Genomic DNA, 12,505 nt, shown 5'->3' with positions numbered 1-12,505 from the left:
GCGATAGGCAGCTAAAATCCCTACCTCCGCAGAAATAAATAAATACTATGAAAGCTATTTGGAATGATACTGTAATTGCAGAAAGTACGGACACTGTAGTGATAGAAGGAAATCATTATTTCCCACACGAAAGCATCAAAAAAGAATTTTATAAACCAAGTGAGACGCATTCTGTTTGCCCTTGGAAAGGAAAAGCACATTACTATACATTAGACGTAAACGGAAAGCAAAATGCAGATGCTGCTTGGTTTTATCCTGAAGTGAGCGAGCTCGCCAAAGGGATTAAAAATCGTGTTGCCTTTTGGAAAGGGGTTGATGTAGTAGCGTCATAAAGCACTGTCCGTTAGAGCGCAGTCGAGAACTATTTCGGTTTGTATAACCTTTAACTACAGCTTAATAAAGGTATAACGTTTTGTATAAAATATGTTTTAACGCATTTTTACACCTTGTTTTGTGACTTTTCTCTAATTATATTTTCTGAGGTAATTTTGTTTTAATTTCTATATTACGTTTGTCTAACAAACTCCAATTCAAGACACTATCTTTTTGAAGTGAGTCTAGCCTTTTGAATTTGTTCATAGGCGATTCATCCGTAATTCTCATTATTTGATGTCCATATTTTTCAATACGGTCATTATAAGAAACTAAATGACCATAAATATAACGCTTCGATACCTTTTTGAAAATGGATTTCAGACCCGTATTTTTTGTATGTAAATTAACTGATAAATCATACATGAAATTTTCAATCCAGTCAATTTCTAAGGTAAGGGTTCCTTCTTTGATATCTCTTTCCGCTTTTAGATAATATGATGTGTCAGCGTACTCCCTTTTACGTTCTTTAATTATTTTCCATTTCATAATGGATTTTTAATTTATAGTATGAATTAATTGGATTCAATCTCTATATCATATCTGCGCATTATTCTTTAGTTATTGCACATAACGTGTTTGTGTATAATTAGTTGCTTGTTTTATGCACTAAAATTAGCAAATAATTCACAGATAGAAAGTCCGCGAGGGCTTTCGTAAATTGGCTAAAACCAAGCAATTAATTATACACGGTGTGTGTGCCCAGCATGGGCATCTTTTATTTATCGAAAGATAAATAATTCATTTAGAGGGTACAAGTCCCTTATGGGCAGGGGTACTCCTTCGGCTATCGCTCAGGACAGGCTCTTTGAACCATTAGTAAGCTGCAAGGTTGCTATTCGTGAGGATAGGACTGAAGAGGGCAGAGCGTTAAAAAAATGTCTTGTAGACATTTTTAGCGTATGAGCCAGCAGGCGGGAGGGCAAATACAAAACTCGGTACTTGACTCTTCGACTTCGCTATTAGTTTAGCTTTCTATATTTACAAGAAGTTTAATCATATTAAATTTCTGAATAACCAGAAGGAAAAGGTGAACTATTTCGACTCTTAGACATTATGGTCTATGCTGAGCATCAGTCCTTTCCCTTCTTAGGTTTTGGTACCATTTAGAATGTTAAGCTTGTAGGCTTATTAATAGCGTTAGTACACAGACCTATTGGTTATTCAGGTTTTTAATAGCTAATCCAAAGTTATGAAAAATTTAGTTTTAGGTATTGACATTTCAAAAGACACACTAGATTATTGTATTTTGAATAGTCAAAGTATTCAGGTAGAATCAAGAGGGATCATTGATAATACCAAGAAAAGCATTGATCAATGGCTTAAGAAATTTGATGAACATGCCATATTTGCCTTAGAACACACAGGGCATTATGGTGCAATTTTGATAGATTGTCTAAGTAGAAATAATTTTCAGTTCTATGTTATTAATCCTTTAGAACTCAAAAAATCTCTTGGAATTCAACGTGGCAAAACTGACACTAAGGATGCTTACCGCATTGCAGAGTATAGCATTACTAACAAGCATAAGCTGGCTCCTTACCAGTTGCCATCAAAAAAATTGAGTACGCTTAAAGCGCTCGTTACAGCTAGAGAACGTTATGTGAAAATATCTGTTCAAATTCAAAACAGTTTGAAAGCTAATGAAATACTTAACAAGTCGGTTGATGTAAAAATGCTGATCAGGGAAGAAAGCAAACAATATAAATCCATTGAGAAAAGTATCAAAAACATTGAAGCCCAGATGCAGGAATTGATCAATCAAGACGAGAACCTAAAGGACAGCTACAAGAAGATCACAAAGGTAATTGGTGTGGGCCCAGTAATTGCTATAAAATGCATCGTTGAGACAGAGAACTTCATTAAGTTTAGCAACGCTAGAAAATTCAGCTGTCACTGCGGCCTTGCTCCTTTTCCTTACCAATCGGGAAGTAGTGTAAAGGGAAGAACCAAAACTCATTATTTAAGGGATAAATCATTGAAGGCAATGCTGACAAAAGGAGCTATCAGTGCCATACAACACGACCCCCAGATCAAGGCCTATTACAAAAGAAAAATTGAAGAGGGAAAACATCACATGAATGTAAAGAATGCTGTTGCCAACAAAATTGTGCTAAGGATTTTTGCCGTTGCAAAAAGAGAAGAACCTTTTGTGAAATTAGCTGCTTAAAAATTTGTTTTTATCTTAGAATGCTCAGGGTAAACCAAGCAGGAACTGTATACGAGGCTGTAAGATTGGATAAGTAAGCACATCATTGCAACGTCCGAAACACTTTTTTAAGTGAATACCGAAACAGTAGATTTGGCAGGGATCGAGAGAAAGAAGATGTTCTTACCTGGGGAGGTCTCCAAAGTTACGCGTAACTATATGGAGAAGTCAGCAGAAGTCATAGTACTCACAGGAAATGAGTTGCAGTAAAACTGCATAGGTCTCACAAGTGAGGAAGGACTGAAAGTAATCCTTTCTGAAATGCCGAATGGAGCATTTGTTTTCGTTATTGGGTGATCGATTCCCTAGAAAATGTGTAGCCATTTGATAAATTAGGAAATAGTTTCGATTGGTGTAAAGAGCGATTGAAAAGATGGATTGCTAACCGCCGTATACGAGACCCGTATGTACGGTGGTGTGAGACCTGCCTGCCGGCAGGCAGGGGCGCACTCCGTTCCTAATTAGGGGCGGAGCCGTCTACTCGATTGTACACTGGCTTTTTTTCATTCAGTTTGTCAATCAGCGTTGGCGTGAAAGCTCTTTTAAATTTGCGAGGCACGAGCAAACTTTAAATGTGCTTGAACTTGCGTTGGTTTTATTCTAAATATTTTTTCAATATGGTTTCTTTCTGTATTGGAATTTCAGCTATTTGTTTTTCAAATTCCGTAATTTCTTTCTCTAACTTTTCTATTTCAATATCCACTTTTTCCTGTTCTGTCATTGTAGGAAGTGGGATTTTAATTCCTTCGATTCTATCTATTGAAGCTCTTTTTGTTCTTGAAAACCCAATTTGTTGTCCTTCTTTGTCTAAACAATATGCAATATATCTAGCTTTCGCAATTGGTTGTTTAATTCTTAAATAACCACAATGGTCGGTTGGGTAAAATGGTTTATTCGCAGGAATTACATTTACCATCCAATCACCATCTATTCCCCAAACTACCGAAGAAGTTGAAAAATCGGTTAAAAATTCTTTATCTATAAATCCAAAAGGTTGAAAAACATTAGCACTATAAACGGGATATTTACCTTGATTACTTATTTCACTTTTTAAAACTCTTTTTCCAATTTTAGTTTCAAAAATATCTGTGTCACTTAATCGTACAGACTTAGTCGATTTATTAAGCAAAGTTTCTAAAGAATTATTAATGTGTTCTTTATGCCTTAGTATTTTATTTTGCAAATCTTGCTCTTGCTTTTCTAAAACCTCAATTTCATCAACTATTTTTTGTTGAATATTTAACGGTGGAAGTGGTATTTTAAAATTAAGTAAATCTGTTTTAGATAAATTAAATTGAACACTTCCAAAACCTAAGTTTCTAAGTTGAGTTCTGCTAATTTCAGATTTTAAAATACTATTTAGATAGCTAGGGATAATTTTATCAAGTTTGAAATTAATAAACTTACCAACCCTTTGGTTCAAAAGAAAAGTAGTTTTGCTTGTGTTTTTAAAAATAGTGGGAATTGCAAGTAGATTTAAATCACTATTCATATCAGTCATTGCAATAACAATATCTCCGTCTTTTAAAATGAAATCTTTGTACTTTTCTGAAAAGTTATCAGGTAAAAAAGTTTTTTTATAATCTAAATCTAATACTCCTTTTAGTCTAATATTTGCTTGTCTAAAATTCAAAACGTTTGAACTTTCAACATAATCAGCACTTTTGAAAGCAAAACCATTTTGAAGATTAACAAATTCTTTGAGTGGGAACACATTCCACTTAGTCTGAAGTTTTACTTTTTTTTTTACCGTAAGCGAAATATTTTGTTCAAAATCTGCTCGGTCAAATGTTAGCATATCAATTAAGTTTTGATAGCTCACACTTTTTTGAAGCGTTTCGGGAATTTCTAAATCGAACTTACTTTCTGTAAATGCTCTATAAATATAGGTGCTAGCTTTATTTTCGTTAGTGAAACTTTTCATATCATAAAGCCGTGTGCATTCATCAATGGTTTTGCTACGCTTTATTGGGTGCATACCTTCATTTCCTCTGCGATTACTAAAATCATAACCTAGAAACTGTTTTTCTTTTGCTTTTTGTCCTGTTTTAACTAAAACAACTTTTTGATTATATGTTAGAATAAAATAAAGTAATTTGTCTTTTTCTATTTCTAGTATTTTACTCCATCTATTTTCTTCGCTCTTGGCTTTTATCTTTTTGTTGTACTCATTATATATTTCGTGTTGCTTTATAGCTTCATTCGGTTTTTTGTTCAATAAAGTTTTATAGTCTTGAAAAGAAATGTTTTCCCAAACGTGAGATACATATTTATCTATTGGTTTTTCAATACCGTTTATGGTAATGTCTTTAAGATTAGTAAAGAATGTAGCTAAAGATTTTTCTACTTGTTCAGCAATTGTATCTTCTCTACGTTTTAAAAATAAAGTAACTGTATTTGTGCCAGTTGCCATAAAAGTACCAGAGCCTAGTTCTGTAATGGCTATAATATCAAAAGCTTTTAAAATAATCTCTCTTGCTTGTGAATACAAACCCGAATTACTTAAAATAGAACTTGGTAATATTATAGCTGCAATTCCGTCTGTTTTTAGTAATTGTTTAGTTCGTTCAATAAACAAACATTCTATTTCAGAACTTCTATCGCTTAGGCTGTCAAACAATTTAAAATCTTGATTAGCAGAAGCGTTTTTCAAATCACCTTTAAAAGAACTTACAGAATATGGCGGATTAGAAACAATAAACGAAAATTGAGGTTTTTCTGCATTTTTCTTTAAAAGCCCTCTGTAACTTTTGGAATGTTTAAAACTATCCAAACCATCTCCGTGAATAACTTGTGCTAAACCATCTCCGTAAAAATAACAACCAACTTTTGCAACTTTTACTAAACGATAATCTTTTTCTATACCATACACATATTTACTTGCCCAGTCGTATTTGTTAATTCTCCAAGCATTTACGTTTGTTTCGGCATCATCAGTTTCTAACTTTGAGGTATCAATGTCATTTTCAATAACACGTTGGTATTCTTCCATTACTTCGGTTAAGAAGTGACCACTACCAACACTATAATCAATTACAGCAGGAAGTTCTGGAATTGATTGGTTTAACTGTTTCTTTATGTATTGAGAAATAGGTAATGAGCGAACTATGAAACGTGTAATTGGTGGTGGCGTAAAAAACTGACCAGCTTCTTGTTTTAAACCAGTTGTTAAAAGACGTTCAAAGAAATCACTTAAATGTTGTTGTTTTCTAGGATAACGAATTTGAAACTTTTGAAGTAATTGAACTACTTCTTTTAATACTTTTTGATTATCCTCAAAAGTTTCTTCATCAAAAACATCTTTTATATCGTAAACCTTATTGAATAATAAAATATGTTTCTTTTTTTCTTCTAATTCTTTTTGAGTTTTATAACTAAACATATCATCCGAAATTCCTCTAACTTCTTTTTTCAAAAAGTCATACATCCCAGATTTGTATAGGTTTATAAGTCTGATTTGAAAATCAACTGCATTGTCTTTATGTTCTTTCCATTGAAAATCAAGTTCCTTGTCATCCCTCTTTTTTTCATCAAATATTTTAGCGAGAAAAAGATTAAAAATCTTATTAAATGCGTTTGGTTTGTCTGAAACAGAATGCTTTCTAAGAATAGATAAAAATTCGTGAAATATTTTTTTGCTATCTTCTTCGTTTAACGGTTTTAAATCCTTTTTGGTTAGTTTCTTACTTTCAAACAAATAAGGTTTTACCCAATCGTCAAATATTCCGTTGGTATTCGTTACTTTATTCCATCTATCATAAACATCTTCTACATTTCCAGCTTGTCTGTAATGTTCCTCAATTTTTATGATTTCATTTTTAAATTGAATTTTATTTTTGTCCAGTTTAGAAGCATATAGCATCAAAATATCAGCAGACTTGTCTTGTTGAAAATAGGTCATTAACTGACCGCCATTTGTTTCGGTTTTTTTAAACTCTTTTTCAAATTCTTTTCCCCAAGTCTTACATTCTATCATTAAATAGGCAGAGCCATCTTTACGAGTAACAAGAATATCTAGCCAACCACCGCTTGCTCCGTGTCCGACTGTGTATTTTTTTTCTAAGATTATATTTTCTGGTTTATAACCTTTTTCTAGTAATCTGTCTATACATTCTAAAACAACCCAATTTTCAGTTTGTGAAAAATTTTGAGTTGTTGTTCTTCCTCCAATTATTTTACTTCCGAAATCAAATTGTTGTTTTTCAAAATCAATTTCAATAGAATATCCGTTATAGTTTTTATGAAAAATTCCAGAAGTATTTTCTTTAGGTATAAATCCTAATACTTGTATGAGTTTTTTTGTATCCATCTCGATTAGAATTTTAATTTTCCTTGTTTTGCGTTTATTGCTTTGATATAAGTTGATTGGTCTTCTGCAACTTTAAAAATTTTATCAGAACATTTATATTCAAAAGCTTCTTTTGCAAATTTGTCTGCAAAATACAAGTCTTTAACTTGGTTGTAATCTAGTTCAAATAATTGGGCGAGTAATTTTAATTTGCCAACTGGAAACTTTTTATGGTCATTCTCAATTTTACTAACAGCAGGTGTATTAATTTTGACTTTCGCTCCGAATTCAGTCTGACTCCAGCCTTTTTCTTCTCGGTGAGTTTTTATGTAGTTTCCGAAACTTGCCATTAGTTTATTATACTTTTTATTGTTTTACCCAATTTTGGCAAAGTTATATATTCCTCAGTCTGTAAACAATTTTTTTGACATATAAAAATCATCTTTATAAAACTTATTATCAGCGTTGGGGTAAGGCAAGCTCTTTTTATTTTTTGAGGCACGAAAAAAATGAAATGTGCTTGACTGTGCGGCTGGATTCAGCTTGTGTACAACGTGTTTGGCTATGATTTCGGCGTGGATAAATCCGCAGGATTTGTCCGCATAGAAATCAGGTTTGTTAAAGTAATAAATTTTTCAAGATAGTTCATAAGCCACGCTGAATTATAGCCGTTGTTGAACTAAACCTCCCAAGGTCGGTAGCTTTTACAAAGTTATCCAAATAAACCTTACTTTAAGTATTCATTATTAAAATCACTATTATGAAAAAAGTAGTACCCTCATTGAACGTGCCTGTATTGAAGTATCTGGATTTAATAGCTCCTATTACAAACTTAAACGTCATTATGAACTAGCAGGCAAAAGCGATAGTACAGTTATAAACTACGGTCGTTGTTTGGCTCATATGGCATTACACTTTAAGTGTTGTCCTAGCGAATTAGATACTGAACAAGTACTTGACTATCCCCACGATGTTAAAAACAAACATAAAACCCCATCAGAGAGTTTCTTTAAACATACTGTTTATGGTCTTAGGTCGCTTTATAAGCTTTTGGGTATTGTAGACAAGCATATTAGTCTTCCTCAAATAGAACGTTCTAAAAAATTACCTGTTGTACTTTCTCAAGAGGCGATAAAACGTTTTCTCTCTACCCCTAAACTTCTCAAACACCGTTTGATTATTGGCTTGCTCTATGGTTGTGGATTACGACGGTTTGAACTCTTGAATATTGATATTCAGGATATTGATTTGTACAGAAAGATGCTTCACATCCGTCAAGGTAAAGATCGTAAAGATCGGTATGTTCCATTAGGTGTATTATTATGCAAGGGGCTTAAGATATACTTAGGAGTGGAGCAACCTAAGCGCTGGCTTTTTTATCGTAAAGATGGACAGGGAAATTTACTTCCTTATTCAGAGAGTGGCGTTCAATGGGTTATAAAGACGACAAGAAAACTTAGTAGTATCAATAAGGCAATCACTACCCATAGCCTTCGTCATAGTTATGCTACCCATTTATTGGAACAAGGCTTGGATATTGTTTCCCTTAAAGAGTTATTAGGTCACGCAGCTATCGAGACGACTATGATTTATCTTCATGTGAGTCAGTTGGGCAAAGAGAAGGCTTTTTCTCCATTAGATAGGATTTATGGTATAGATACACTCTCTTGAAGGCTAGGTATGATCTGGGTTTGCTATTAAGAGATCATTACCCTTACATAAACAAAGGATTCAATGCTTGGCAGTCTCGCACCCTTTTTGCGTTGAGTAGATGCAGGACAGCTGCGATGGGAGGACACATTGATCGATGTAATGACCTTACTTGTGGCAAATTACATTTGAGTTATAACTCTTGTCGTAACAGGCATTGTCCTAAATGTCAGGGGCATAAACGAGAGCAATGGATACAAGCTAGAGAATCAGATCTATTGCCTGTGGGGTATTATCATTTGGTCTTTACCTTACCTAGTGAGCTTCATCCTTTGGCTTTAAAGAAACCCAAGTTGGTGTACACTACTTTATTTAAGACTGCTTGGTCTGTGATTAAGAGTTTTGGAGCTAACCCAAGTTTTTTGGGAGCTACTCCTGGCATGATTGCTATACTGCATACTTGGGGTCAAAATCTAAGTTTACATCCCCATTTGCATTGTATTATAGCTTGTGGAGGAGTAGATACAGAAGGGAAGTGGAAAAATGCTAGAGGTAAGAACAATTTTTGTTTCCTGTCAAAGAACTTAGCAAGGTGTTTAGAGCCAGGTATGTGGCTACTCTGAGAAAGCAGGATATTAAAGATACATCTCTTTTTGACTCTTTGTTTTCTAAAGATTGGGTGGTGTATGCAAAGAAACCTTTTGGTAGTGCAAGTTCGGTGGTAGAATACTTGGGTAGATATACTCATAAAGTAGCTATTTCTAACCATCGCATTGTAAGAGTAGCAGAATCTCAAGTGTCTTTTAAGACTAAGAATTACAAAAAGGATGGTAAGCAAGAAATACTCACCCTAGAGGCCAATGAGTTTATTCGTCGTTTTGCCATGCATATCTTACCCAAAGGATTTGTACGCATACGACATTATGGATTTTTGAGTAGTACAGGCAAAGCAAAATATCTATGCTCCTTGAAAGATCAACTAGGTAAAGTGATGCTAAAAAAGAAAAAAGAATCCCTTCATTTAGTTTGCCCATCTTGTAAGAAAGGAAGGCTAGTTACGCTTTGTACTTTTGATAATAGAGGCCCTCCCAAACGATGGATAGAACAACTAGCCAAACAAAACAATGTACAAAAAACAAAACAAGCGTAAAAGACGTAAAGGGTAATCTATGTCCAAATTTCAGCAAACTAAAAACAAGTATATTAAAATGCTCTAAAGACCATCTAACAAACAGAACAGAGGAGCTAAAAGCACCTCATCGTATCGCATATCTTCCTAAAATAGGTGTCTACTCACCTATAAAATCACACCATATATCTCACGCAAAACCCATAGTAGCTGCATACGGTTTAGTCAACACTATCTTCAGACTTTGTGCTACGCACAGTCCGAAGACTTAGTTATTAGCAATAGTTATTTTCTCGGTATTTGATAATTCAGTAAGTCGTAGTAATATGCCCTCATTTCACTAGAACACTGGATTAATGAATACCTTGCGATGTTAGACGAATATTTTTCTATATTATTTTCAACAATTAGGTCGGAATTCAAATGTGAACTAAAAGCCAAAACGAATGTAATTCTCTTTTCAAAAAGGGATTTGAATTCATCTAATGTTAAATTGTCAATATTATGTTTTTTCTCAATTAAGCTATTGTATATTTTTTCGAGCAGAGGCTTTTTCTTTGTTCCTAAAGTTTCTCTTAAACGTCTTGCTGAAATTGTAATTTGATTTGTCAATTCACGTATTTTAGATTGAAATCCATATTTTACGTGAATTAAATAAATGTTATTGTTATCGTAATATAATATATCACATAATTCCAGTCCGTCTGCAATTATGGTGTCAATTACTATATAATTCTGCTTACTATTATACAATAAATTATAATCTCCTTCTCTGCGTATTAAATTCTTATCCCAAGGTTCCGATAATATATTCTTTGGTGCTTTGTAAGTTCTTAATACGTGTGATGTGTTGGTTTTTAAATCTTCTACAAATGTATCTTGAAGTCTATACCATTTTGTGTCTACTAGAAAAATTGGTGTTCCATCGTATGGAAATTCTGTTGAAATATGAAATAAAAATCCTGAGCCTATTGAATGTTTACCATCTTGATAACAAGTTACATAAACACTCCTAACGAAATTCATAAAATTGAATCGGTCGTTAACTCCAAAACGTTCTACTGCTCGTGTTAAAACTGCGTCATAGATTTCATTTCTATCGTAAACTATTTTAAAAACCGTATACCCATTGTTTTCAGTTTTTTCTTTTAGTCTAAATTCGTCAGCCTCATAGAATTTTTCAATGTTATTTGGATTACAAAAGTCGTGTTGAAAAGATTTGTGAGCGTTTGATATCCTTCGTCCAAGATTCTCGGTATCATTGAATAAATGAGTGATTAATTCTTGATGAAGAATATTATCAGTTAAATTTCTGTCTGTAATTTCCTTGTACGAATCTAGATAATCTGAAGGTGCAAGTTCAGATATTACAACTAGTTCCTTTATGACTTGATGTAGTTCATCAAAATCTACATTTTTTTTAATCTTGAAAGCTTTACTAACATAAATCTGAATTCTGTCGTTGTCCTTATTTTTAAGAAAGCTAAAATGTAAATCAGTAGTTTCTTGGCTTAATTTTAAGTGTATTTCTTGAGTTACCTTTCCAAATTTTATGTAATCGATAATTTTATAATTATCTCTAAATTGTTCACTTAAACCAGCTCTAGAACCAGTTATTCCTCTTGATTTTATTGATGCAATCTCGTCAAATTCGGGTTGCATAATTCTAGAGTAAATGTTTAAACCAAAAGATTTATCTATGAACGGAAGAACTATTTGAAATGCGTTGCCACCTATTATGCAAAAGATGTCGAATTCGGTTTCTACAAATAGAACAAGAGATAATTTTTGTTGAATAAAGCCCTCATTTTTTGTCAATTCTGTCGGTAGAAATTCTTTCCAATCCGAAACGGTTTCGTCCGAGTCGTAAAGATAGAGGAAGTATGTAATTTCTTCTTTGGTGATTTGTTTTAAAGTAGCAGAGTTGAAAGTTCCTTTGATACCTAATTTTGAAAATGAAGTATTGATTATTTTTTCAATAATTAGTTCACAAGTCGGCAACTTTTTTAAAAGTCGATGTGTTTTATCAATCCTATATATTTTAGGATTTTGTGTCATCTACGGTTTGTTTTCATAATTATTGCTAACGTCTCGGCTATGATTAGTACGGGAATAAAAGTGCACTTTTGTTTCCGTTTAAGCGATTAGCCGAATCTTTTTGTTTGTTTTTATTTTTCTATTTAAAAGCCAAATCCAAAAGATTTGGCGGACTTTCTAAATATACACAGACCTTAGCTTAAAGCCCAAAACCCGTATTAATTATAGGCATTGTTATAGCCAGTCTTTATTTTTCAGCACAAACACGTTTTCTGCTATTTCGTTCAGATAGTCATATCCCCAGTATGAAGCTTTGCCGTATTTTTCTCTATCAGATTTTTTATAATCTCCAACAATTTTATAACCCTTCATTAGATTCCATTCCGGATTATTTGCACCATATGAACCAATCAAAATTAAAGGTTCAATACTGGATTTTGTAAAATCAATATTTCCGATTATACCACTTGAGTATTCACTAATAGTTTTAATATGCGCATGTCCCTGTTTTAGAATTTTTGAGTTCATCAAATCCACCTCCTTGGGAATCTCATTTCCATTCCAGTCTAAAAGTCCAATAACGATTTCCCGAGTCAGTTTTAAATCCGATGGAGGCACATCAATAACAACCCCAACTGCATATGATTTGTTAGATAGTTTCGTAACCCAATAATCTCCCGAGCTTATTTTTTTATTAGATTTTGGAACGAATGGATAGGTCATTTTTAGATTGGCTATAACGGCAGTCTGTCTCAAAACTGCCAATATTTTTCTAAATATAAGTTTTTCTAAGCTGCTCTAGGAATGAATTTGAATTCTG

Annotated in this window: 9 protein-coding genes and 1 pseudogene; 5 read left to right on the top strand and 5 right to left on the bottom strand. The window is 33.3% G+C overall.

Going from position 1 to position 12,505, the window contains the following annotated elements; genetic code table 11:
• The first annotated feature begins 47 nt into the window (after positions 1-47).
• Positions 48-332 (top strand): DUF427 domain-containing protein, encoded by a 285-nt coding sequence (locus Q0505_RS03340; RefSeq protein ID WP_299208772.1) that lies wholly within the window; start codon positions 48-50, stop codon positions 330-332.
• Positions 333-468: 136 nt separating this feature from the next.
• Here Q0505_RS03340 and Q0505_RS03335 read toward each other — a convergent pair whose 3' ends face one another.
• A complete protein-coding gene (locus Q0505_RS03335; RefSeq protein ID WP_299208769.1) occupies positions 469-861 on the bottom strand; it encodes a hypothetical protein in 393 nt (130 codons plus the stop codon).
• Positions 862-1,564: 703 nt separating this feature from the next.
• Here Q0505_RS03335 and Q0505_RS03330 point away from each other — a divergent pair.
• A complete protein-coding gene (locus tag Q0505_RS03330; protein ID WP_299208766.1) occupies positions 1,565-2,542 on the top strand; it encodes an IS110 family transposase in 978 nt (325 codons plus the stop codon).
• Between the two features lie 111 nt (positions 2,543-2,653).
• Entirely contained in the window at positions 2,654-2,791 is a 138-nt protein-coding gene (locus Q0505_RS03325; RefSeq protein ID WP_299208764.1) for a hypothetical protein, read from the top strand.
• 385 nt (positions 2,792-3,176) lie between these two features.
• Here the strand turns inward: Q0505_RS03325 and Q0505_RS03320 are convergent, their stop codons facing one another.
• Entirely contained in the window at positions 3,177-6,890 is a 3,714-nt protein-coding gene (locus Q0505_RS03320) for a restriction endonuclease subunit S (RefSeq protein WP_299208761.1), read from the bottom strand.
• Positions 6,891-6,895: 5 nt separating this feature from the next.
• Positions 6,896-7,219: a helix-turn-helix transcriptional regulator gene (locus Q0505_RS03315; RefSeq protein WP_085766299.1), complete on the bottom strand. Its 324-nt coding sequence runs from the start codon at positions 7,217-7,219 to the stop codon at positions 6,896-6,898.
• Between the two features lie 553 nt (positions 7,220-7,772).
• On the opposite strand from Q0505_RS03315, the gene Q0505_RS03310 reads away from it, so the two are divergent.
• Both Q0505_RS03310 and Q0505_RS21395 read left to right on the top strand, forming a co-directional pair.
• A complete protein-coding gene (locus Q0505_RS03310) occupies positions 7,773-8,540 on the top strand; it encodes a tyrosine-type recombinase/integrase (RefSeq protein WP_299208757.1) in 768 nt (255 codons plus the stop codon).
• A pseudogene (locus tag Q0505_RS21395) lies at positions 8,537-9,669 on the top strand (IS91 family transposase). The gene Q0505_RS03310 and the pseudogene Q0505_RS21395 overlap by 4 nt, the downstream one beginning before the upstream one ends.
• A gap of 264 nt (positions 9,670-9,933) precedes the next feature.
• Here the strand turns inward: Q0505_RS21395 and Q0505_RS03295 are convergent.
• Both Q0505_RS03295 and Q0505_RS03290 read right to left on the bottom strand, forming a co-directional pair.
• Positions 9,934-11,706, bottom strand: a complete 1,773-nt coding sequence (locus Q0505_RS03295; protein WP_299208751.1) for a DUF6119 family protein — start codon at positions 11,704-11,706, stop codon at positions 9,934-9,936.
• 213 nt (positions 11,707-11,919) lie between these two features.
• Positions 11,920-12,441 carry a hypothetical protein gene (locus Q0505_RS03290; RefSeq protein WP_299208748.1) on the bottom strand — a complete coding sequence of 174 codons (522 nt, stop codon included), beginning with the start codon at positions 12,439-12,441 and terminating at the stop codon, positions 11,920-11,922.
• Positions 12,442-12,505 lie beyond the last annotated feature (64 nt).

This window comes from uncultured Dokdonia sp., from assembly GCF_937910895.1.
Classification (GTDB): Bacteria; Bacteroidota; Bacteroidia; order Flavobacteriales; family Flavobacteriaceae; genus Dokdonia.
The sequence above is the reverse complement of the archived record's forward strand: the minus strand, read 5'-3'. Positions and strand labels throughout refer to the sequence as shown.

Bases quoted from the DNA above. Each gene is read 5' to 3' on its own strand.
- Q0505_RS03340 (WP_299208772.1), top strand. From the start codon at position 48: ATGAAAGCTATTTGGAATGATACTGTAATTGCAGAAAGTACGGACACT.
- Q0505_RS03335 (WP_299208769.1), bottom strand. From the start codon at position 861: ATGAAATGGAAAATAATTAAAGAACGTAAAAGGGAGTACGCTGACACA.
- Q0505_RS03330 (WP_299208766.1), top strand. From the start codon at position 1,565: ATGAAAAATTTAGTTTTAGGTATTGACATTTCAAAAGACACACTAGAT.
- Q0505_RS03320 (WP_299208761.1), bottom strand. From the start codon at position 6,890: ATGGATACAAAAAAACTCATACAAGTATTAGGATTTATACCTAAAGAA.
- Q0505_RS03315 (WP_085766299.1), bottom strand. From the start codon at position 7,219: ATGGCAAGTTTCGGAAACTACATAAAAACTCACCGAGAAGAAAAAGGC.
- Q0505_RS03310 (WP_299208757.1), top strand. From the start codon at position 7,773: ATGGCATTACACTTTAAGTGTTGTCCTAGCGAATTAGATACTGAACAA.
- Q0505_RS03295 (WP_299208751.1), bottom strand. From the start codon at position 11,706: ATGACACAAAATCCTAAAATATATAGGATTGATAAAACACATCGACTT.